Raw genomic sequence first — 22,411 nt, 5'->3', positions numbered from 1 at the left:
GCCTCACTAAGTTTAAGTATCAAGGGGCAAATAACCAAAGAGCACTGCTATGGGGATAGAAATAAATAAAATTGCGATCAGAGCAGAAAAAATAACGCCAATCTTTTGTACACGCTCGTAAACGACATGATTGCCTAGGCCGAGGGTTCTGGTGGCAGAGGAAATACCATGACTGATATGGAAGGCGAGCAATATTTGCGCGAGAATATAAAAACCGGAAACTAAGGGGTTAGAAAAACCCATGACGACCATGTTGTAGACATGATGACGGCCAAGGCTGTCATGGAGTAAAGCAAATTCAGGATTGGTAATACCCAAAGTATAATGTGCAAGATGATAGCCGATAAATACGAGCACAGTGAGACCGCTTATGAGCATATATCGCGAGCTAAAGCTTGCCTTGCGATTATTTTTATGAAGATAGTTTTGAGGTCTTGCGCGCCGACTTTGCTGAGTAAGATCGATGGTGAGCCAGATGTGCAGAGCAATGGCAGCAAGCAATACAATGCGAAATCCCCATAAAATTTTGGGGATGCTTTTTAAAAAAGCAGCGTATTGATTGGTGGCTTCCGGGCCAGAAAACATGCCAAGATTACCCAGAAGGTGAGCAACGACAAAAAATATCATAAAAAGACCTGTCAAAGCCACAAGCCATTTTTTTCCAATCGTGGAGCAACAGTAATGTTTTATTTGCATATGATCCCTTTTGCCTCTGAACACTCTGCATAAAAGAGCGCCTCAACGAGGCACTTTTCATGTGGGTTGGCCTCGCTTTTTGTTTAAAAACTTATCCACACACCAGGGGCCTACAAAAAAGTCTTTAATTCTTTAACCACTTTTTCAACCGAGGCCTTGGATTTATTAAAAGCTTCTTGCTCTTTTTGGTCGAGTTTGAGCTCTATAACCCGTTCTATCCCCCCAGCTCCGATAACGACGGGAACCCCCATAAACAAACCATCAACGCCGTATGCTCCACTCAAAAGGGCAGCACATGGAAGTATACGTTTTTGATCTAAAAGATAACTTTCAGCCATTTCAATGGCCGAGATTGCAGGAGCGTAAAAAGCAGAACCGTTACCGAGCAATTGAACAATTTCACCGCCGCCTTTGCGTGTACGCTCTATTAAAGCATCGAGTCTCTCTTGACTCAAGATACCCATAGCAACCAGTTCAGTGAGCGGAATGCCTCCTGCAGTAGAAAAACGTGGCAAGGGAACCATATCGTCACCGTGACCACCCAATACCATGGCGCTGACATCTTGTTTGCTCACCTTGAGCTCTTCGGCAATGAAGGTACAAAAGCGAGCAGAATCAAGAATGCCTGCCATACCGATCACTTTTTGTGGTGTAAGACCAGCAAGTTTATGAAATGCATAGACCATGGTGTCTATTGGATTAGTGATCATTATGACAAAAGCATTGGGTGCATAGGTCTTAATGCCATCGGCAACTTGTTTTACCACATCAAGATTTTTTTGAAGTAGATCTTCACGGCTCATACCTGGCTTACGAGGAAAACCTGCAGTAATAATGCATACATCTGCGTTAGCTATATCTTTGTATTCACCTGTTCCAGTGAGTTTGTTCTCACACATCATGCGGCTTGACATTTGGCTGATGTCTAGAGCTTTGCCTTGTGCTGTGCCAGAAAAAACATCAAATAAAACGACATCCCCCAAGTTTCTTTGGGTAGCGAGGAGGGCAAGGGTTCCCCCAATCTGTCCTGCACCAATCAATGCGATCTTTTTCCTTGTCATGACAATTTCCTTTATAGTGAGGATGGTGCTGTTGGTACCAGCGGTCTTTTTGTTCAACTACAAAAACAAGATGCGTATTGCAAATGGTTCTTAGTAATTAGGTGGAGAAAACATGAAAGTGAGTAGTGATTTTAAGTGCGATCAACGAGCAGAACAAGTACTAAAATTAAGCAAAGAAGTGCTGGGATCTAATTTAATAGAAATAGGAGTAGTTGCTTTAAAATTGAGTGAAAATTTTGAAACCAGTAAGGCAACATTTGAAGCCAAGCTGCTTGAAATATCTCAGGGGCAGCCCAAAGAGAAAAATATTACAGGAGAGGGAGTGGGGTTGGTAGATGCTTGTTTTGATGCTTTGATTAAATGTTATAATCAAACTTTTTGCTCGCTTGATTCCATTTCTATCGAAGACTTTATTGTCAGTGTGCATTTAGAAAGAGCAAGTCTCAGGAAATCTGATTCAAAAATATCAGCCCTATTGCGTGTAAAAAACTCTCTTGATCATGAGTATTCCTTTCAGTCAACTACAACTTCAATTAGTCGCTCAAGTGTATCGGTAGTGCAAGAAGCAGTCGCATTTTTTATCAATGCAGAGTTTGCTTATGAAAAACTCTACAGAGCGCTAGAAGACGCCAAGGAGAGAGCTCGTCATGATTTGGTTGAACGTTATCAAAATCAAATGGCTACGCTTGTTCACGCTACCTCTTATGAGAAATTAGTCGAAAAACTTAGAAAGGAAAAAAAATAAATTAAGCTTTGATTTATTCAAGAGCATTTTAAGTGCTCATAAAATTTTTTTGCTGGGCAGATACTGTTTTGAACGAAAATTATTCTGATCCTTGGGATAATTTTTTAACAGCGATCAGTGCATCTTCAAATAAATGAAAATTATTTGTTTGGTCTATAAGTTCAATGATGCGAGCTTTATTTAGTTTTTCAAGGACGCGCTCGTTTGCACCCGAGAGCATCACTCTCACTTTTCGTTTGTGTAGATTTTTAATTACTGATTCGAGCGTCTGAATTGCTGTGAAGTCTATAAATGGAGTCCACTTGAGGCGAATGATTAAGTATTTTGGGGTGGTGTAGCTTGCCTGAAGTGCGCGTTCAAAATTTTCAACAGCTCCAAAAAATAATGGCCCTTCGATTGAAAACACCAAAACATCAGGAGGAAGGGCCTGAGGACCCAAACGTGAAAATTCCTGTCCTATCTCATATTCACTCGCTTGTTTAATTTCAAAGCTGGCAGCCATGCGGCGTAAAAATTGAAGCATGGCTAAAATGACACCAACGTATACAGCGATGGTGAGATCAGCAAAAAGGGTTAAGAAAAATGTTATGAGCAAAATAGCTGTATCTGACTTAGGTGCTCTTTGCAGCATCTTGATGAAATGTTTGACCTCGCTCATATTCCACGCCACCATAAATAAAATTGCTGCCAGGGTACAAAGAGGAATATTTGTGGCCAAAGGCGCCAAGAGTAATAAAATAAGTGCGAGTGTGAGTGCATGCACAATACCAGAGAGCGGGCTGGTCGCTCCGTTGCGAATATTGGTAGCGGTTCGGGCTATGGCGCCAGTTGCTGCAAAGCCGCCAAGTAGAGGGGCAGCAATATTAGCAAGCCCTTGTCCCACAAGTTCCTGATTCGAATCGTGACGAGTTTGGGTCATTCCATCAGCAACCACTGCGGACAACAGCGATTCTATAGCTCCTAGCATGGCTATGGTGAATGCTGGTCCTATGAGTTCGATACATTTATTGAGGTTTAAAGAAGGGATTGTAAATTTGGGAAGCCCTTGGGGGATACTGCCGAAAGCGCTACCAATGGTTCTGATGCCATCAAAATCAAAAATAAGTTGCAAAGAGGTTACCACCAGCAGTGCAAATAATGGACCCGGTACTCGTCTGAGGAAAGTTATTCTTTGAGTGAAGATTACTAAAAATAACGAAGCAAAAGCCAGCAATGTGGTGTTGAGATGAAACTGCGGGAGCTCTTTAATGAGGTACATCAATTTTATGTGGAAATGTGAAGCATTAATTTCCTTTAGCCCAAAGAATTCTCTCCATTGTCCCACCCAAATGATAACGCCGATACCGGTGGTGAAACCTACAATGACGGGGCTCGGTATGAATTTGATGACCGACCCGAGTTTGAGTGCCCCAAACACGAGCAGTATAGCACCAGCCATCAAGGTTGCTATTTGCAGACCTTCTATTCCGTATTGAGCTGTAATGGTGGATAAAATGACAACGAAGGCACCTGTTGGTCCTGCGATTTGAAAGCGGCTGCCGCCAAAAATAGAAACAATTAGTCCTGCAATGATTGAAGTGTAAAGCCCTTGTTCTGGTCTGACCCCAGAAGCAATGGCAAAAGCCATAGCCAAGGGAAGAGCGACAATTCCAACAATTATCCCTGATACAAGATTGTTAAGCCAATGGTGTCGTCCCAATAAATGAGATTTTTTTGCTTCTAAAAGAGCTAACATTTATGTGTACCGATGCATGAGAAAAATTCCACTCCAAAGCAGTATCGCATCTTTATTGAAGTTCAATGGCAGAATTATTTATCCTTATAATCACCCCCGCATATCTGCGAGAGTTTATGAATGCTGTTGAAACAAGTTTATAAGCGTGAATGAATTACCAATGCCTCACTCACCGCTCGTTGTCCTAGAGGGAGCGGGTTTATGATTTCGTTGTTAATGACCATTGTGCTGGAGCCACCACCATCAAGATTGAGCCCGTTTATGCAGCCATAGTTTTTCATGACATTGCGAAATTCATCGATACTGAGCCCCATGCTTTTATATGTTTCTGCCGTTTGTAGTGAGGAAGATCCGCTGATGATAAAAAAGGCGAGTTTATGACTTTTGAGCTGACAAATACCGGTGCGAGCAAAACGGTGTGTGAGAAATCTTTCATTAGTTTGTTCAACACTAAAGTCAAAGATGGCCTTTGAATCTCTGATCAATAGAGGAGTGCCACCTATGATGTTTTCTACTTTACTCCAGTCATGGAGGTACACTCCTAAAAGATTTTTTTCTTGTTTGTAGAGTTGGTCGAAAAATACTTGCTGGCCATTGCGGTTAAAACCAAAAGCTCCTCGAGTTTTTGCTGGATAGGCGATGAGATTGCCATTTACCTTGAGTACGCCTGCTGGTGTTCCATCTGCCTGAAAAAAACCCCCATTAATGCAAGCCTTAGCTTTGCTTCTTTGGCAGATGGACTCCACTGTTTCTCTACCATTTTGTGCTCTTACAATGCTGAGTGGATATTCTTTTGCATCAAACTGCAAAGCAAAGAGTGTTTGTCCAGCAATATCAATTTCTTCTAGTGATAAAGATTCACGAGCCTGCGGATTGAGAGGAGCGAATTGGTGAGTGCATGAAGAAAAAATAAATAGAAATATGGCCGCATATAAAATTTTCATAGCATTTCTCTTTAACAAAGCTGTTGTGACAAAAGCCTGCTGTCATATGAGAAGGCTTTCGTAAAGCAGATATTTTTTTAGTTTTGTTTAATGGGACTGTTCAAGTTTATTAATGCCCCCTAAAAAGCCAAAGGCAAAACCTTGATCGAGGATTGCCATGAAATTTGAAATACCCCAAGCCTTCACTTTTAGCGATGTAAGTTTGATTCCCCATTACTCTGAAATATTGCCAAGTGAAGTTGATATAAAAATTAACCTCGCTCAAAAATTAACGCTCAATGCGCCCATCATGAGTGCAGCGATGGATACAGTGACAACTGCTTCTATGGCTATTGCCATGGCGCAGGTGGGCGGTTTGGGTATTATTCATAAAAATATGTCTATAGGGAAACAAGCTCAAGAAGTTTATCGAGTCAAGAAATATGAAGCCTGGGTTATCAATAATCCTATTACCATCACACCCGATGCGACCATCGCTCAGGCTAAAGCTTTAGTAAAAGAACAATGTGTCAGCGGTTTCCCTGTAGTGTCGAGCGAAGGCGAGCTACTCGGTATGCTTACTGCTCGCGATATTCGTTTTGCAGAAAGGTCGAGCCATTTAGTGCGCGATGTTATGAGTAGAGATTTAGTGATTGCACGGCAAAAATCTGATACTAATCACTGCTTGAGCTTAATGAAACAAAAGCGAGTTGAAAAACTGCCCTTGGTGGATGAGGAAAACAAACTCACAGGCCTGGTAACCATAAAAGATATTCATAAAGCTTTTACTTTTCCTGATGCAGTCCGCGATCAGCGAGGACGTTTGTGCTGTGGAGCTGCACTAGGCTGCACACCCGACCTAGAAGAACGAGCACATGCATTGGTGCAGGCTGGAGCAGATGTTTTAGTGATCGATGCCGCTCATGGGCATTCTATGAATGTTGGAAGAGCAGTTCAACAGCTGCGTACTTGGTTTAAGGAGCACTTGATCATTGCAGGCAATGTGGTGACCAAAGAAGGTGCACAATTTTTATCTGAATCGGGTGCAGATGCCGTAAAAGTTGGTGTTGGTCCTGGCTCAATTTGCACTACACGAGTGGTTGCAGGTGTGGGTATTCCTCAGTTGAGCGCTATTATGTCCATTGGTTTCGATGCCAAAAAACGAGGCTATTCAGTGATTGCAGATGGTGGTTTGCAATTTTCTGGTGATATTACCAAAGCGCTTGCAGCGGGTGCACATGCGGTAATGACGGGATCATTGCTTGCTGGAACCAAAGAAGCTCCCGGAGAGCGCCTTTTTTATGGTGGACGAGAATTTAAGGTGTATCGCGGTATGGGAAGCACCGGAGCTATGCGTGAAGGCTCGAAAGATCGCTATGGGCAATCTCAGGTTGAAGATGCAAAAAAATTGGTTCCCGAAGGCATAGAAGGTCGCATACCTTATCGTGGAAGTGTATCCGAAACAATATTTCAGTTGATGGGCGGTTTGCGTGCAGGTATGGGATATCTTGGAGCATCATCCATAGATGAGTTGCAAAAAAATGCCCAGTTCATTCGGGTAACACCAGCAGGACTTCGTGAAGGTCATGTTCACGATATAACCATTACCAAAGAAGCCTCGAATTATAATTTTCAAGATTAGAGTGTTTGAATTCTATAGGGGGCATAGATTGAGGACAAGCTTCTTTATTATCTTTCATTAATAACTATTTTTTGAGCCTAAGTTAGATGAAAATGCATTGAGATTATGAATGGATAATTTATACAAATGCCCCATAGAATTTTTTAGCTAGCGACGTAAAGAGCTTTAAAAGATGTGAGAGCTTAATGAAGTATAATTGGAGTTAGAGATGAAATATTCTTTGAACATAATTTTTATGCTGTTTTCACTTTGCCAAACAGTATTTGCTGAGTCTGAATATTTTTTGTTCGTAGGCAATCCAGGCGTTGGTAAAAGCAGCTTGATCAACTCTCTTGTGGGTAAACACGTAGCTGAATCTGGAGTAAATGCAGCTATTGGTTTAACTAAATTCTTCAGTCGCTATGAGCACGAAGGTAAGTATTATTTGGATACCCCTGGTCTTGCTGATGCGCAGATGCGAAAACGAGCAGCCAGAGAGATTGAAAAAGCACTGAAGCAAAATGGCACCTATCGAATATTTTTTGTCATGACTCTGCAACAAGGAAGAGTAAAGCCTGAAGATGTAACAACAATAAATACAGTCATGGAAGCCATCAAATCCAAGTCTGTGGGCTTTAATGTGATCATCAATCAGCTCACAAAGAAAGAAGAAAGAATGTACACCAAAGATCCTGTTGCGATGGGCTCTATTTTTGAGCAAATAAACTCTGGAAGTCACAAGACAAAAATTAACTTTGTTACGCACATTGTCAGTGATAGGCGCATCGAAGACGAAGAGAGTGAGTTTATAGAAATAGATGCAGCTCTGCACAATTTTATTTATGAAAAGAGTAATTCCATTGAAATCGCTAGTGAGGAGGTGGGCACGATCGAGACAGACCAGTACGAAGCTTTGATGGCTAAACATCAAGAAGAAATGGTGCTTTTGCAAAAACAGATTCAAGAAGGCAATGAGAGATATCACAATCTTTTTGAGCAGATGAGTCAAGCACAAATTGGGCTAGAGCGTGCTAAGACAGAGGCCGCGCAAGCAAAAATGCAGGCTGAAGTGGATAGGCAGAAGTTTAAATGTGAGATGCAGGAGAAGCTCAGAAAGCAGGATGATGATAATAAGGCAGAAATGAAAACAATGCAGCAGCGTCATGATGACCAAATCGATAGCTTGCAAAAGAGTCACCAGGAATTAATGAACAAGGCTGCAGATCAAGCAAAAGAAACTGAAAAAAGCTTTAAAAAATACACTGAGAAAATGATTGATAGGGACAGGCAAGCTCAGGGCGAAATAACAAAGGCTCAGGTTGAGGCTGCAAAGAAAGATGCTGAGCTTCGGGTTGAACAGGTGAGAAGAGAGGCGGCTGAAAGGGATGCTAATCGAAGAGATTCTGGCTTTTTAGAGGCTTTAGTCATCGGCTTGGTAAAATTAGCACTGCCACTCTAATCAGTTTTTAAGTTATAGCCGCGAAAGGGTTTTGTGAGGAATTTTTATGGAGCTAACAGTTCATTCTAAATCATTTGTGTTAATCGCGCTGCTCATTTTAGTGTGCGGGTGTGATTACAGTCTGAGGCCTCATCGCGTCACGGGAGACTCTCTTAGTGATAAAAGCTTTAAATCAGGAGGACTTTCTCAGCCATCGACCCCTCTGCGCCAGCGAAGCAAGAAGAGCAAATGTGATTTCGTAAAACAAAAGGAATGTGAGTTATGGTCTTATTCTTGCGCTTGGAATGTTGATGTCTGCATGGAGCGTTGGTCGAGTGAGTTGCCCGATCTGCCGGTCAAGCTTAAAAAGGTTAAGCAGATAAAGGCGGACGATTATGTTTGCGTCATTGATAAACAAGATGAACTTTGGTGCATGCATAGACGAGGAGGAAAATATGAAATTCTTCCCCATGAGACGAGAAAATTTATTCATGTTGAAACTCAAGGAGATCGTGTTTGCGGGGTATTAAAGGGGGGCGAAGGGATATGTTTTACCGAAGGAAAAAAAGATCCAATACCGACATTTAGCAAAAAACTGCTGAAGCTTTACCCCTTTGGTAAAAACATCTGCGGTATCTACCAAGATGGCAAGGTTTTTTGCGATGGTGATAATCAGCGAATAACCGAAATTGCTGGTATGGCACCAAAAAATCTAAGAGCGCTGGAGCTTGCTGTCAATCAAGATAGGCTCATCGAAATTCTCTATGAAGACAATTGGGCAGGTTTGTATGCGTATGAAAGCTCAGGATGGAGAAGAGGAGGGGAGTTAGGGGCGGGTTTTGCTATGTTCCGTGTCGCAGCATCGCAAAAATTTGACCTAACAGGTCTTGATCGTTGCTACATTATCGCAGGGAGACAGAGCTTGGTTTGTTCGGGACCGCATTACAAAAATGGTGAAATGAAAATTCCAAAGGATGTAGAGAAAAAACCTGTCAAGAGTGTGTCGGTGGGGTTTAACCATAGCTGTGCCATCTTGCAAGATGATGATGAAGCGAGATGTTGGGGATGGAAGAGCAAAGGGCAGCTGCAGATTCCTGCAAATCTAAAAGGGGTTAAGTCTATTGTCGCTGGCAATGAGATCAGCTGCTACATCACCAGTGAAAGCAAAGCCCAGTGTGTGGGTCGAGGAAAGGGTTTATAATAATCTTTCATTAATAACAATTTTTTGAGCCTCAGTTAGATGAAAGTGCATCAAGATTGTGAATGGATAATTTATATAAATGCTCCATAGAATTTTTTAGCTAGCGACGTAAAGAGCTTTAAAGATTTGAAAACTTAATCAGGTATAATTTGGAGTTGGAGATGAAATATTTTTTGAGCATAGTTTTTATGCTGTTTTCACTTTGCCAAACAGTATTCGGTAAATCTGAGAATCTCATCTTTATAGGTAACCCCGGGGTAGGCAAGAGCACTTTGATTAACTCTCTTGTAGGCAAAAATGTAGCTGCATCAGGGGTGAGTGCTGCTGTTGGCTTAACTAAATTCTTCAGTGGCTATGAGCACGAAGGGAACTATTATATGGATACCCCTGGTCTTGCTGATGTACAGATGCGAGAACAAGCAGCCAGAGAGATTGAAAAAGCACTAAAACAAAATGGCACCTATCGAATATTTTTTGTCATGACCTTACAACAAGGAAGAGTAAAGCCTGAAGATGTAACAACAATAAATACAGTCATGGAAGCCATCAAATCCAAGTCTGTGGGCTTTAATGTGATCATCAATCAGCTCACAAAGAAAGAAGAAAGAATGTACACCAAAGATCCTGTTGCGATGGGTTCTATATTTGAGCAGATAAACTCTGGAAGTCATAAGACAAAAATTAATTTTGTTACGCACATTGTCAGTGATAGACGCATCGAAGACGAAGAGAGTGAGTTTATAGAAATAGATGCAGCTCTGTACGATTTTATTTATGAAAAGAGTAACTCCATTGAAATCGCTAGTGAGGAAGTGGGCACGATCGAGATAGACCAGTACGAAGCTTTGATGGCTAAACATCAAGAAGAAATGGTGCTTTTGCAAAAACAGATTAAAGAAGGCAATGAGAGATATCGCAATCTTTTTGAGCAGATGAGTCAAGTACAAATTGGGCTAGAGCGTGCTAAGGCAGAGGCCACGCAAGCAAAAATGCAGGCTGAAGTGGATATACAGAAGTTTAAATATGAGACTGAGGAGGTGCTGAGAAAGCAGGATGCTGATAATAAAGCAGAAATGAAAACAATGCAGCAGCGTCATGATAACCAAATCGATAGCTTGCGAAAGAGCAATCAAGAATTTCGGGAAGTAGCGGCAGCTCAAGTGCGAGAAACTGAAAAAAGCTTTAAAAAATACACTGAAGAAATGATTGAGAGAGACAGGCAAGCTCAGAGCGAAATAACAAAGGCTAAGCTCGAGGCTGCCAAGAAAGATGGTGAGCTTCGGGTTGAACAGGTGAGAAGAGCTGAGGCTGAAAGAAGAGCTAATGAAGGTGTATGCCGGATATCTTAGCAATTTTTCTGTGATATGACGCCGCCCAGATCATGTGGGCGGTGCTTTGTAGATTTTAATAGTTAGCTTTAAATATTGACCGATGTCGCTGAGCAATTTTAATTCTTGTTCATTTTTATCGAAGGAAATTCCATTGTACTCACTTATACTGATAATTTCTGGTTTGCTTTGTTCTTCGATAGGCAATGCTCAAGATTATTCAAATCCGCAGCGAAGTTTTACTTTTTCAACAGCCTATGCAGAAAAAATATTTAACTCCAACGAGGGATTGGTTGATTTTCCTATAAGCGCACTTGAGTCCTATGGCGCACTTTTTGATGTTGCCACTAGTTCTATCAATAAAAGTTGGGGTGCGAGGCTACTTATTGCAACTTTAGAATTGCCGTTATCATATTGGTTTACTTTTTCTTTGGCGATTCCTTTCCACGAGTTCGGACATGCCCGGGCCGCATATGCTTTTGGACAAAACTATAGCTACAGGACTCAGGCTTTTGGTAAAACAGTCAGTGCTATTCCGAATTATTGGCTGCTTGGTTTGGCTCGACTTATAACTCCTCCTTTCTTTTTTCCTGGCACAGGATCTGCATGGACTTCTCATCAAGGTGCTCCTCGAGTTAATTCCAAGTTAAGTGAGTATTGGGGGATCGGTAGCACCACAATTATCACTTCGGCAGCAGGTCTTAATAATCAGTCGCTGTTTGCTAAGAAAATTGCACATGGTATATATAGTCAGAGAGGCCATATCAGCCAAACTCTCCACTATTTCATGAATAAGGTTTCAGGTTTTGTTTATTCTTTGTTGGACAGGCGACATAATGCTTTATTATCTGTGGGATCTAGTGATATCAGTGCTGTTATAAAGGGGTATCAAAACAAAGGTTATTCAATCACGCACGGAGATATAGAACTTCAGTCGCTGTTATCGCTCATAAGTGGAACAAGCTATGCCTTATTAAAAGGTTATTATGATTACATCGCTCATGGTGATGCCCGAGTATCTTCGCCTGAGCTTTTTAATGTACGCATACCCGATATAAATAGTTATATAAACGCCAAAGGTCTTTCGTTAGAATTCGTATCTGGTTACCGCTTTAGCGATAGCTTATTTTTTGATGTAGCTTATGAGCTTATATGGAAAGGTGAGCCTGTTCATCAGCTGACCCCGATGGTGCGTTTTGATGTGGCCTCACTTAATCCTTCTCTCAACAGCTTATGGTTGTGTGCCGATATTGTTATAGCTAAAGGTGTTGGTGGCAGTGTTAGCGCAGATTGGGAGCCTTTTAACGATAGGCATACTAGTTTTTGGCGACGTTTTTCTTATTTTGCCGCTTTGTATTTCCACAATGGGTACTCCCTTTATGGAGAGCGAAATATTAGCGCTCTTTTTAAAGAAAATACTTCTAATTTTAGTGGGTTTGCAGGATTGCGTTTAAATTATTAGAAAAACATGAGCCAAATTATTGTAACGGTCGTTTCAATTTCTAAATTATATTTCGTTATTCAAATTTTGAGTATTTTACATCGCTATTTAAAAAATCTATGGGGTCGTTTTTGTAAGTGTTAGTAATTGAAAAATAAATATATCTCTTATATTCAACGACAAAATCAGAGATTTGTTTTGATGAGCTTGGTAATAACTGGTAGGGATGACGAGCAATGAATTTATTCTTAATAATTGTTTCAATGATGCTGAGTTTATATTTTAACCAAGCTCATACTTGTGAAGCCGCGCTTGAAGTCATGGGGGTCGTCTCTGAAATTTTTTCCTGTTGCCCTAATATATTCGATTGTAAGAAATTGAAGGCCGAAGAATATGTATTGTTTGTTGGAAACCCAGGAGTTGGAAAAAGTACTCTTATTAATTCGCTTGTAGGTAAAGAGGTAACTGCATCAGGCATTAGTGCAGGCACCGGTCTAACTAAATCTTTTCAGCACTGCCTCCATGAAGGACGGCTTTACATAGATACTCCCGGCTTGGCCGATACTAAGATCAGTAATTTATCCGCAAGAGAAATTGAAAAAGCTCTGAAATTGAACGGTCCTTATCGCATTTTTTTTGTAATAACTCTAAATGCTGGAAAAGTTAGAGATGAAGACATTAAAACAATAAACAAAGTCATGAACGCTATTAATCAAAAAGGAAAATCATTCAACGTAATCGTTAATCAAATAACAACGAAAGAAAGACATTTGTTGCAAGATGCATCAGCAAGAAAAGTTATCATAGACCAAATAAATTCCGGTCGGCATAAAACGCAAAGTATTATTTTTGTTGGTAGGGATCGGGATCTTGATGACGAATTAACTCAGTTTCTAACTATTAGCGAAGAATTAAATCAGTTCATTTATCAAGATAGTCATTGCTTTTTTCTTGATAATAGAAATGTTTTCCCTGTTGGAGTACAAAATCTGGACTTGGTAAAAAGAAAAATGGCGCGGGACAAGGCCTTAGCTCAGCAACAGATAAAGGACCAAGAAAAAAAAGAAGCAGCAGCAAGGAAAGAGTTGAGCAACCGGGAGAGAACGGTCCGGATATTTCAGGAAGAAGAGAGACGTAGACGTGAAGAAGCTGCTCAACAGCTAAAGCAATTGCAAGAGCAGATGAGACAAGCACAGGCGCAAATTATTGAAGAGCAACAACGCAGAGATAAGTTTGAGAGAAAAGAGGCCATAGTAAAGTCAATAAAATGGCGTCTTATGGAAATAGGGGAAAATGCCAAATTGGAGGCGGAGTATTTCACAGCAGAATATAAGTGGAAACCGCCTGAAACGGTGACCTGGAAATCAGTGATAGACATATTAGGAAGAGCTCTAATTGCGTCAGAAAATACTAAAGAAAAAATAAGACAATTAGTAAGTGAAACTGCTGATAAATTATTTGAGATAGAGAAGGGTCTAAGTTCCGGGGAGACTAAATCAATAGAATCCTTCATAAATGCAGACAGAAAGAAGGATAAACTTAAAGTAGAACTTATGGAAAAGATTTGCCTAGATGAGGAAATCATGGGTGGATTTCTGAAGCATATACTATTAAATTTGCATACAGAATACCTCGTGGGTGGGAATGTGGGGGTTTAGTTTTGTTTACAAAGAATAAATCACCCTGTTATAAAATTGCCGTTATCCTGTAGCTAGACCTTTCCCTTGGCTGTTCTTCCCATGCGCCTCAACAAAAGTCGAGCTATGCACAAGATGCCCTAAGGCGCCCGATAAAGCTCAAAAGAAGCACATGACCAATCTTGATACGTGATTGCGCCGTCGAGCTGTTTGTCTTGGTAACGAGAATCCAAAGCCAGCACAGAGTGCGATGTGATTTTTGTTTTTTTATCAGGCTCAAAGAAAAGTGCAAAAGTAAAACGCTCTACATTCTCGTAAGATTTTTTCACAAAATGTTTGGTGGCTTTTATTTTGTCGTTGCTCGCAAGTTGTCCGAATTGTCCTACTTGAAAGAGACAGACCGATTTGTCGTGAGCATAGATTTTTTCATAACTTGCTTGCGATGTGGGCATGACATAGAGCCCCGCTTCTTCGGGCTCCACAACTAAACTATTATTTTGATAGTAATAAGCTGGCATAAGTGCGGTAAATACGCCGTGATCATATTGTTGACAGGATTCTGTTTAGCAAATATTCTTGTTTGGATATTTTTCCTGGGTATTGCAAATGAAAATCTGTATTGCATTTAATAAATTTACTATATTATTTTTAATTTTATCCCTGTTTTCCTGTTCTAAAGACAAGCAAAAAAACACTGAATTAATTTCTTCTGCGAAAAATAGTATAGACGACACCCTGAAAAATAGTATAGACGACACCCTTCTTAAGGGAGATTTTGAAGGATTTTATAGGTATGCAAAGGAACAGAACTTAGAAATATTAAAAAATAATTTAGAGCAGCTTGAACCTAAGCAAAGAGCAAGTCTTAATTATGGTGCATTACTTAATGCAGGTATAATAACCAAGGAAAATAGGCATCTGTTTAAACCTGATATTAAAAAAATTAATTATTATGTCGATATTAGTAATGATAATAGATGTTGGATGAATTCTACACTTTATAGTATAGCCAATAGTTATTTTTTTGATGATTTCCTTGAAGTCGACCTTATTCTTAAAGACACTTGGAAAAAACGACCCGCTGCTAATATTGATATTGCCAACAAAATAATGCGCTCATTGCGAGAAATAATATACGAAATAAGACTTGGCCCTAACACAACGAGTGAACGCTTGGTTAAAGCCAGAGAAAGGCATGCAGAGTCATTAAAAGTTTTGAAAGATTTGGCTGTAGCAGTTTCTTTTTATCATGAGCTCTTTGTTGGTTATAATTTAGAAGGAGTAGAGTATGTTGAAAAAGATATTAAATCTGCTAGATTAAATTTTATTTATACTTATAAGTATAATAGTATTAGCGATCTTAAATTATCCGAAGATATGATAGAAAATCTGAAACAACAAATAATGGAAAAAGGAATTGGCTCACAAGTTCAAGGTAATGGATGGGTCATTGCTAATCTTGGTAAGCAGTTGTGTTCTTCAATGCCAAGTTTTTATGAACCACATTATTTGGTGGCACTTTTTATTATGCTGGACCCTTGGGGGGCTACGGCACGATATTTCTCAGTTCGAATTACTGACCAAACAGTACCAGAAGACAAACGAGAGGTGTCCTATGGTGCTCCTTCGCTAGGGAACTTGCGGCTTACCCTTGATTCTGAAAATATTTATTTTTTTATTAAGGACTCCATTTTTAATGGCAATTATTTCAATTGGAATGATAATTCGTTATTCAAGCTACGTGATATAGCAACCAAGAAGCCTTTAGGCCACATAATGTATGAACGTGCGGCTGATGCTAGTTTAGATCTTACTTTGGTTGCTAAAACTAAAGGCAGCGAAAAAAATATCCACTTAATAGCTGAACTCTTTAACTTTATGCAAAAAAAATGGGAAACTCATAGATTTTTGAGTCCATTTACTTTGTCTAATACTGAAAGTTCATATGAAGATGGTAATTATAAAGACTATACTTTCTTCTATCAAAATAAAAAATAAGAGAGTAGTGAAGCAAATTTAAGGTACCCGATACATTTCAAAAGAAGCACGCGACCAATCTTGATACGTGATTGCGCCGTCGAGCTGTTTGTCTTGGTAACGAGAATCCAAAGCCAGCACAGAGTGCGATGTGATTTTTGTTTTTTTATCAGGCTCAAAGAAAAGTGCAAAAGTAAAACGCTCTACATTCTCGTAAGATTTTTTCACAAAATGTTTGGTGGCTTTTATTTTGTCGTTGCTCGCAAGTTGTCCGAATTGTCCTACTTGAAAGAGACAGACCGATTTGTCGTGAGCATAGATTTTTTCATAGCTTGCTTGCGATGTGGGCATAACATAAAGCCCCGCTTCATCGGGTTCTGCAACCAAGCTGTTGTTTTGATAGTAATAAGCTGGCATAAGTGCGGTAAATACGCCGTGATCATAATGAGGATTGCACCAATAGCTCTGATTTTTATGAGAGTCAGTGTCTTTTAAATAGTGAAGCATGCGCCCATAGCCGCTGTAATTTTTTAAACCCATCGACTCAGCTAAGTCGAGCAGGTTCAAAATTTTTTTGCCAGCAAGAAACATTATTTCCCCCAGAGCGCAATAAGCACTTCTAAGATCAATCTCTTGAGGCCAAATGTTTTTTTCTTGATCGGGAATGCAGGCATAAAAAGAACATTTTTTATCATCGATATGCCATTTGCCTTCACTGTCTTGAAATTGTTCAGCACCAATTTCAAAGCCTTCGGTCTGGCCCTTATCTCGGTCGGGTGCATAGTGATTTTTGATATCTTCTTTAAGCGCACAAAACTTTCGGGCTATTTCAATATAGTTTTTGGAGTTTTCTTTAAAGCCAGGAATATTTCGAACCCCAACAATACCTTTATTCTTGAGTGCTTCAATAAGAATATCTTTATGTAAGGACATGTCATTGTAATCGATAATATCTAGTTCCATCTCAAAAATTCCTCTTAAAAAAACAGCAAAATATGCTTGCGAAATTATTTGATTTACCAAAGCAGCAGCATCTTTTTGCTGATTTCTTATAGAGCTAAAGCGTGCTCATAAAGAGAGGTTAGAAATTTATTTTTTTTAGTCTGAAAATCCATAGTCGCAAATTTTCTATGTGTTCCATTGCTGTTTTTGAGTGCGCAATTTTTTCCAGGCTTGATAGCTTTATGCCATTTTGCAATTGAGGAATGCACTCAACATTAAATCCAAGTTCGCTAAAAAAAATTTTGACATCGTTTTCATCTTCAAAGGCATTATCTGAAAAATTACACCCTGTTTTTTCTTCGATAGCGCTGAGAAAATTTTTTTGTTGGTGTTGCTCTAAGATGTAGCCGTGCATGCTTTTTTTGCTTTCCATATCGGGAGTTATCCAACTACCTTCAAATTTTTCTAAAATAGAACGTATATTTTTCGCCGCTTTTAATTTTTCGTCTCGATTGAGATAGGGAAATAATCCTTCATTGATAATGCCAAGTTTTTTGTGTGGATCAAAATGTTTCAATGCTGGTTTGATTTGTTCCATATCCAAAATATTTGCCGGATGAAAAAATAAATTATTTCTATTTTTTATGCCGTGTTTGTTTTTGATTGTGTCCAGCAAGTTTTGTTTTTCACTATTCAGAGCCTCAAGATCAGTTTCAACATAGACCATGTCGGGATCTTTAGTCATGCTCAGCCCGCGCAGGGAAATACCGCTGGCAAATTCAAGAACTTGTTTAAAAGAATTATTCACCAAATAATTTTGTATGCATTTATACCGCAGTTCCAGGAGTGTGGACAATATACTGATGTTTAATTCACTCAGTTCAAGCATGCTAAAAGAAGTTTCGTAGAGCTCTTGCGCTTTAAAAAGTGTCGCTACGTCTTGAGCATAAGGAATATCGGTCGACTTCCGACAGTAGGCAACCAATTTTGCTGTTGGGATTATTTTTTCATGATGGCCGGTTTCTGTCATAAAATTCTCCTTTGAATATATAATTTATTTTATCACCACGTTTTTTTTATGGTTAAAAAAATAAGTTTGTGATGGTTAAATATTTTACTGGTTGAGCAGGTTGGTTGTTTTGTGTCTCTTTTTGGAGGGTAAAAAAATATGACAGCTTTTGGGATAGATATGAAAATTTTTGCTCTTGTTATATGCACCTTGCTGAGTTCCTGCTCGGGCGCGAAAAATAATGAATTTCAGACGTTGCAAATACAATGTTTGCAGGAGTTTGAGCAAAAAACCTATGCTTCAAAAGCTAAAACCGAGCTTGAGGGATTGAGCAAGGATTCATGGATAAAGCGCTGCGTAGATAGGGCGCTGGCCATGCTTTCAGCTAGCAAGAATAATAACGCGGCAGAAGCAGTAGATAATCTAAACAATAGCCAGCTTCTCTCAAAAAATTATTTTTTTCATCAAGACGAAGAACTTGATCTGCATGGAAAAAGGGTTACGAGCGCACAAGAGCTAATCACTGATTTTTTTAAAAATGCAGTAAAAAAAGGAAAAAAATATGTGCTAGTGATAACCGGCAAAGGCAACCATAGCAAAGAAGTAGAGTATTTATCTGACGGCTCTCCAGTTGGCAAAATAAAATATAATTTTTTGCGCTGGGTTCAAGAAAAATTATGGAGTGATTATGTAGAAAATATATCCTATGCCCATGGTATTCATGGGGGCGAAGGTGCATTTTATGTTGAGCTAAAACCTTGAAATTTTCAGTGCTTACAATAAAAAGCAAGCAAAGTAGATTTATTTAAGCTTGATATTTATGCCAAGAGAAATGGTTCATTTTTCCAAGCTAAATATTTTTTAAGTTTCGTGCTCTAATGCTTGCAATTATTGCTGTGCCTATTAATCCATATCTATGAGTAGCTTCACAACAACATCAAGAATGCCTGGATTTTTTGCCCTTTCTATTGAAGAACGTCGCACGTACTTGCAGAATGTTTGCCCAAAATTATCCGGTGAAAATTTACGGACTTTAGATCAAAGTCTCAGCCTTCATGAAGCAGATCTCATGAGTGAGAATGTGGTAGGGACTTTTTCTTTGCCTTTTTCTGTGGCTGCAAATTTCATGATTGATGGCAAGAGTGTTCTTGTACCAATGGTGACTGAAGAGCCAAGCATAGTAGCAGCTTCTTCAAAGATGGCTAAAATTGTTGCATCGGTCGGTGGTTTTAACACTAAGATTAACGCGCCTTTGCAAAAAGGTCAGGTACAACTTTTTGAACTAGCTGATATTGATAAAGCTTTACAACTATTTATTGAACATCAAGAAGAGATTATCCATGAACTCAATCAACTTTGCCCCAATATGCTTAGGCGAGGTGGTGGAGTGGTCAGGATTGAAAGTCGTGTTTTGTCTTCAGCAAAACTTGGCCCAATCTTATTGATTGAGCCTTTGGTTAATGTGGTTGATGCTATGGGAGCAAATATTGTTAACCACCTGATGGAAGCTTTAGGAGAGAAGCTTAAAGAGTTAATCGGTGGCACAGTTGTTTTGCGTATTTTGTCTAATCTATGCGATGAAAGGCTTGCACATGCACAGTGCCGTATTCCTGTGCAGCTTTTAAGCACTGACAAGACACATGATTTTGGTGAATACATCGCAAAAAAAATGATTGCAGCTCATACATTGGCAGAGATAGATCCCTATCGCGCTTGTACTCACAACAAGGGGATTATGAATGGGATCGATGCAGTGGCTTTGGCAACTGGAAATGATTTTAGAGCACTTGAAGCAGGAGCGCATGCTTATGCTGCACGCAGTGGAACTTATCAAGCGTTGACATCGATAACATTTGAACAAAATAATAAAAATCTTTTGGCGACCTTGACGATCCCACTCGCAATAGGTGTAGTCGGCGGTATTTGCCGCACTCATCGAGGAGTTAAAGTTGCTCACAAATTATTGGGAGACTATGCATTGAACAGCACAAAATTATCATCAGTGATGGTAAGTGTTGGGCTTGCGCAATGTCTAGCAGCTCTTTTAGCTCTCAGCAGCGATGGCATTCAAAAAGGCCATATGAAGTTACATAATAAAAAATCTCAGTTTTAGAGAAATGTCATCTTTTTGATGAGGCTCTTTATTTAATTATAAAAGCTCAGAGTATTTTTTTATTCGTGTTTGCACGTGACGCACGGCATCTTCAATAGCTTGTTTTGCATTGTGCTCGGAAAAAAACTCAGAAAAATTTATGTTTTGATATTGGCTGACTGCATGAGCAACAAATTTTCTTAAGGAATTAACCAGATCGTTGTTGCTGAAAAATAAAGCTCTTTTACCTGCCTGAAAAGTAAGATTTACGCCTGTGGCAACGATGCCATTTTTTAAACTTTCATTTCTAAGCTCTCTTTTGTCGTTTTTTAGTATGCGCAAAAGTTGCTGATTTTTCTCTATGATGCTGGATATATGATTTTTATCCTCAGTATTTTTTATGAAAAACTTTGGTTGTGAGATGAACAATGTATAGTAGCCAGGTTGAGTATCTTCCCTTGTAAACTCCATGGTGACTTCTGCTAGATTTTTGCTCTTGTAGTCATCATCCATATCGATAAAATCGGTGGCTGATCGCAGAACTACTTTTTCGTCGCTAGCTAAAACAGCAAAAGCATTCATTTTCATGTGGAATGGTTCAAATAAATGTAGCAAGTATTTAATTTGCGGATCAAAAGATAACCATGCATCTTGGGGAATAATGATAGTTCCAAATAAAGGTTTAGGCTCGCCATCTTTATTTCCGATCAAGGCCTCTCGGCGTTTTTTTTGTGTCGTTAATGTCCACGCGTCATTGGTGTGTAATCTTAAATAAAGTTTTCTTTTATTTTGTGTTGTGATCTCAATGGTGGAAGGTTCATCTGCTCCCAAGAAATAATGAAATTTTTTAAGTTCTATGGAAGAAATATAATGTTTTTTGTGTGGCGAGAGGGAAGAAAAACTAAGTATTTTTCCCTGGTAGTTCATATCGTTGTCAATGCCATAGAGAGCTTGGTGACTAAGATCGAACCCGTAGACATCAAAAGTTTTATCGCTGATTTGAGTAGCCTCGATAAATTCCCACTGAGTAGCATCGAGCATTTTTTGATAATAACCGGGCACACCATTTTGGGAACCGCGTACTTTGAGCATGCGTGCGCTGTTGCCTTGACCTGTAAGTTCAATGGAAATTTTTGTGGTGATAAAATCTTCACTGCCAAGTAGAATATCGGGCATTTTTTTCCACCCTGGAAGTGGAAGCCTTCTTTTAGCTTCAATCAAACCCAAAACACGATCAGGAATAGGAGCTTGAGTTTTTTGGTAAGTGTGTTGTTCTCCTGGACATGCACCATTGATCTCATAGTCGAACATGCGGGTGTATATCTCATATTTACCTTCAGGATTGAGCCCTATTACCATGATAGTGCTTCCTTGGGCGCTTAGATTTTGCGCAATAAAATTGCCGCGATGAGGAGTGGTAAAAGCTCGACCAAAATTGGCAGGTAAGCCCGTATCCCAATAGTATATTTTTCTGCCATCCTTGCTTAAAACATAGGCTGTCGTTGTAAAACCGAATTCAATTTTTTTATTGTCAGCATCTTCATAGTAGTGAACGATATCGTCAGGGTGCATGAACTCAATGCTTCGGCGTTGTTCGGGTTTTATTTTTAATGATGAACTCAGTGACCAGGTTTTATGGCCTCTTGGAATATAAAGTTTTTCAGGAATGGGAGCGCCAACAAATGAACTCCATTTTGTGGGAGTTTTAAATTCGGTTGGTTTAAAAATATGAAACTGACCTGTGTTATCAAGAGCAAAAACAATTTCAGACGCTACTGAAAACTGTACGATTTTTTTACCCTTGTCTAATTGAGGGCCGCCATTATTGTTGAAGAGATTCCATTCCGTTCGATTGCCTAATTTATTATTTTCTTGATGATGCTCCAGTTCACCAAATTTTATGATGTCAGCTTTGTTGCCCTTTTTAGGATTGGGTTTAATAAAAATTTTTCCATCTTTTTTTCTTAAGAAATAAAAAAAATTGCTGGTGAAATCTTGCTGATAGGTATCACGTATGTTGACTTCTTGCGGAAAAGGACTGGGAATATGTTCTAAATTTTTTTTAAGTGATCTCAACTCATAGTCAGAAAAAATAAATGAAGCCTGTCCTGAATAAGACTCATTTTCCTGTTGATATCGATTGATTTCTCGTAGTAAAGAGTTGCTAAATTCACCACTTAAAAGCCGTTTAATAATCTGAGGCATGCGCAGTGGCCAAGGGTTACAAAAAATTTGCTCGTTAAAACCTATGCGCAAGATGTCAAAAGTCTGTTTAGGGGAAAAAGGAAGCTTTTTAATCAGATATGCATATTTTTTGTAGGCTGAGCTGTTGGTAGGATGATCCTGCTGATTAAGAGCGTTGATGAATTGAAGTTCATCTTTGTAGTTCCAGCTCGCGTTGGCAAATACTGCCTGAGCTTGGTAGATTTCTTGGCACGTAGTGCTCCAAATATTCAATGGAATGAATGCAAAAAATGATAATAAAAAAAGGTAGTTGAATCGAATGTTCATTGCAGTATCCCAGAGCTTTGCGGCTTCTCTTAGGTGTATGATTTTCGATGAGTT

18 protein-coding genes are annotated in these 22,411 nt (G+C 39.4%); 10 read left to right on the top strand and 8 right to left on the bottom strand.

Going from position 1 to position 22,411, the window contains the following annotated elements; all coding sequences use genetic code 11:
• Positions 1-12 precede the first annotated feature (12 nt).
• Positions 13-696 (bottom strand): succinate dehydrogenase cytochrome b subunit, encoded by a 684-nt coding sequence (locus tag H6731_02430; GenBank protein USN51283.1) that lies wholly within the window; start codon positions 694-696, stop codon positions 13-15.
• A 110-nt stretch (positions 697-806) separates the two neighbouring features.
• On the bottom strand, positions 807-1,757 hold the full coding sequence (mdh, locus tag H6731_02425; protein ID USN51282.1) for a malate dehydrogenase: 951 nt from the start codon (positions 1,755-1,757) through the stop codon (positions 807-809).
• Positions 1,758-1,869: 112 nt separating this feature from the next.
• Here mdh and H6731_02420 point away from each other — a divergent pair, with 112 nt between their 5' ends.
• Entirely contained in the window at positions 1,870-2,502 is a 633-nt protein-coding gene (locus tag H6731_02420; protein USN51281.1) for a hypothetical protein, read from the top strand.
• Positions 2,503-2,581: 79 nt separating this feature from the next.
• Here the strand turns inward: H6731_02420 and sulP are convergent, their stop codons facing one another.
• Together sulP and H6731_02410 are read right to left on the bottom strand one after the other, a co-directional pair.
• Positions 2,582-4,237: a sulfate permease gene (gene sulP, locus H6731_02415; protein ID USN51280.1), complete on the bottom strand. Its 1,656-nt coding sequence runs from the start codon at positions 4,235-4,237 to the stop codon at positions 2,582-2,584.
• A 137-nt stretch (positions 4,238-4,374) separates the two neighbouring features.
• Positions 4,375-5,181, bottom strand: coding sequence for a phosphodiester glycosidase family protein (locus tag H6731_02410; protein ID USN51279.1), 807 nt, complete (start codon positions 5,179-5,181; stop codon positions 4,375-4,377).
• A 157-nt stretch (positions 5,182-5,338) separates the two neighbouring features.
• On the opposite strand from H6731_02410, the gene guaB reads away from it, so the two are divergent.
• From guaB to H6731_02380, 6 genes are all read left to right on the top strand, one after another.
• Positions 5,339-6,802, top strand: coding sequence for an IMP dehydrogenase (gene guaB / locus H6731_02405; GenBank protein ID USN51278.1), 1,464 nt, complete (start codon positions 5,339-5,341; stop codon positions 6,800-6,802).
• A gap of 208 nt (positions 6,803-7,010) precedes the next feature.
• Entirely contained in the window at positions 7,011-8,240 is a 1,230-nt protein-coding gene (locus H6731_02400; GenBank protein ID USN51277.1) for a 50S ribosome-binding GTPase, read from the top strand.
• 46 nt (positions 8,241-8,286) lie between these two features.
• Positions 8,287-9,420 (top strand): hypothetical protein, encoded by a 1,134-nt coding sequence (locus H6731_02395; protein USN51276.1) that lies wholly within the window; start codon positions 8,287-8,289, stop codon positions 9,418-9,420.
• A gap of 161 nt (positions 9,421-9,581) precedes the next feature.
• The gene (locus H6731_02390) at positions 9,582-10,769 is read left to right on the top strand and encodes a 50S ribosome-binding GTPase (GenBank protein ID USN51275.1); all 1,188 of its coding nucleotides are present in this window, start codon (positions 9,582-9,584) and stop codon (positions 10,767-10,769) included.
• 133 nt (positions 10,770-10,902) lie between these two features.
• Positions 10,903-12,210, top strand: a complete 1,308-nt coding sequence (locus H6731_02385) for a hypothetical protein (protein ID USN51274.1) — start codon at positions 10,903-10,905, stop codon at positions 12,208-12,210.
• A 215-nt stretch (positions 12,211-12,425) separates the two neighbouring features.
• Positions 12,426-13,847, top strand: coding sequence for a 50S ribosome-binding GTPase (locus tag H6731_02380; protein USN51273.1), 1,422 nt, complete (start codon positions 12,426-12,428; stop codon positions 13,845-13,847).
• A gap of 119 nt (positions 13,848-13,966) precedes the next feature.
• Here H6731_02380 and H6731_02375 read toward each other — a convergent pair whose 3' ends face one another.
• Positions 13,967-14,344, bottom strand: coding sequence for a hypothetical protein (locus tag H6731_02375; GenBank protein ID USN51272.1), 378 nt, complete (start codon positions 14,342-14,344; stop codon positions 13,967-13,969).
• Between the two features lie 88 nt (positions 14,345-14,432).
• Between H6731_02375 and H6731_02370 the strand changes: the two genes are divergently transcribed.
• Positions 14,433-15,824, top strand: a complete 1,392-nt coding sequence (locus H6731_02370) for a hypothetical protein (protein USN51271.1) — start codon at positions 14,433-14,435, stop codon at positions 15,822-15,824.
• 18 nt (positions 15,825-15,842) lie between these two features.
• Here H6731_02370 and H6731_02365 read toward each other — a convergent pair whose 3' ends face one another.
• A complete protein-coding gene (locus H6731_02365; GenBank protein ID USN51270.1) occupies positions 15,843-16,766 on the bottom strand; it encodes an isopenicillin N synthase family oxygenase in 924 nt (307 codons plus the stop codon).
• Positions 16,767-16,884: 118 nt separating this feature from the next.
• Positions 16,885-17,775 carry a hypothetical protein gene (locus H6731_02360; GenBank protein USN51269.1) on the bottom strand — a complete coding sequence of 297 codons (891 nt, stop codon included), beginning with the start codon at positions 17,773-17,775 and terminating at the stop codon, positions 16,885-16,887.
• A gap of 159 nt (positions 17,776-17,934) precedes the next feature.
• On the opposite strand from H6731_02360, the gene H6731_02355 reads away from it, so the two are divergent.
• Together H6731_02355 and H6731_02350 are read left to right on the top strand one after the other, a co-directional pair.
• Positions 17,935-18,516 (top strand): Smr/MutS family protein, encoded by a 582-nt coding sequence (locus H6731_02355; GenBank protein ID USN51268.1) that lies wholly within the window; start codon positions 17,935-17,937, stop codon positions 18,514-18,516.
• A gap of 154 nt (positions 18,517-18,670) precedes the next feature.
• The gene (locus H6731_02350) at positions 18,671-19,867 is read left to right on the top strand and encodes a hydroxymethylglutaryl-CoA reductase, degradative (protein ID USN51267.1); all 1,197 of its coding nucleotides are present in this window, start codon (positions 18,671-18,673) and stop codon (positions 19,865-19,867) included.
• Between the two features lie 36 nt (positions 19,868-19,903).
• Here the strand turns inward: H6731_02350 and H6731_02345 are convergent, their stop codons facing one another.
• Entirely contained in the window at positions 19,904-22,357 is a 2,454-nt protein-coding gene (locus H6731_02345; protein USN51266.1) for a hypothetical protein, read from the bottom strand.
• Between the last annotated feature and the right edge of the window lie 54 nt (positions 22,358-22,411).

Source organism: Myxococcales bacterium, assembly GCA_023898405.1.
Classification (GTDB): domain Bacteria; phylum Myxococcota; class UBA727; order UBA727; family JABDBI01.
Note: the sequence above shows the minus strand (reverse complement) of the source record. Positions and strands in the feature narration are given on the sequence as shown.

What these genes read in the sequence shown, in the direction of transcription:
- H6731_02355 (USN51268.1), top strand. Translation starts at nt 17,935, where the DNA reads ATGAAAATTTTTGCTCTTGTTATATGCACCTTGCTGAGTTCCTGCTCG.
- H6731_02420 (USN51281.1), top strand. Translation starts at nt 1,870, where the DNA reads ATGAAAGTGAGTAGTGATTTTAAGTGCGATCAACGAGCAGAACAAGTA.
- H6731_02430 (USN51283.1), bottom strand. Translation starts at nt 696, where the DNA reads ATGCAAATAAAACATTACTGTTGCTCCACGATTGGAAAAAAATGGCTT.
- H6731_02350 (USN51267.1), top strand. Translation starts at nt 18,671, where the DNA reads ATGAGTAGCTTCACAACAACATCAAGAATGCCTGGATTTTTTGCCCTT.
- H6731_02380 (USN51273.1), top strand. Translation starts at nt 12,426, where the DNA reads ATGAATTTATTCTTAATAATTGTTTCAATGATGCTGAGTTTATATTTT.
- H6731_02370 (USN51271.1), top strand. Translation starts at nt 14,433, where the DNA reads ATGAAAATCTGTATTGCATTTAATAAATTTACTATATTATTTTTAATT.
- H6731_02345 (USN51266.1), bottom strand. Translation starts at nt 22,357, where the DNA reads ATGAACATTCGATTCAACTACCTTTTTTTATTATCATTTTTTGCATTC.
- H6731_02365 (USN51270.1), bottom strand. Translation starts at nt 16,766, where the DNA reads ATGGAACTAGATATTATCGATTACAATGACATGTCCTTACATAAAGAT.
- H6731_02360 (USN51269.1), bottom strand. Translation starts at nt 17,775, where the DNA reads ATGACAGAAACCGGCCATCATGAAAAAATAATCCCAACAGCAAAATTG.
- H6731_02395 (USN51276.1), top strand. Translation starts at nt 8,287, where the DNA reads ATGGAGCTAACAGTTCATTCTAAATCATTTGTGTTAATCGCGCTGCTC.
- H6731_02390 (USN51275.1), top strand. Translation starts at nt 9,582, where the DNA reads ATGAAATATTTTTTGAGCATAGTTTTTATGCTGTTTTCACTTTGCCAA.
- guaB (USN51278.1), top strand. Translation starts at nt 5,339, where the DNA reads ATGAAATTTGAAATACCCCAAGCCTTCACTTTTAGCGATGTAAGTTTG.
- H6731_02400 (USN51277.1), top strand. Translation starts at nt 7,011, where the DNA reads ATGAAATATTCTTTGAACATAATTTTTATGCTGTTTTCACTTTGCCAA.
- mdh (USN51282.1), bottom strand. Translation starts at nt 1,757, where the DNA reads ATGACAAGGAAAAAGATCGCATTGATTGGTGCAGGACAGATTGGGGGA.
- sulP (USN51280.1), bottom strand. Translation starts at nt 4,237, where the DNA reads ATGTTAGCTCTTTTAGAAGCAAAAAAATCTCATTTATTGGGACGACAC.
- H6731_02375 (USN51272.1), bottom strand. Translation starts at nt 14,344, where the DNA reads ATGCCAGCTTATTACTATCAAAATAATAGTTTAGTTGTGGAGCCCGAA.
- H6731_02410 (USN51279.1), bottom strand. Translation starts at nt 5,181, where the DNA reads ATGAAAATTTTATATGCGGCCATATTTCTATTTATTTTTTCTTCATGC.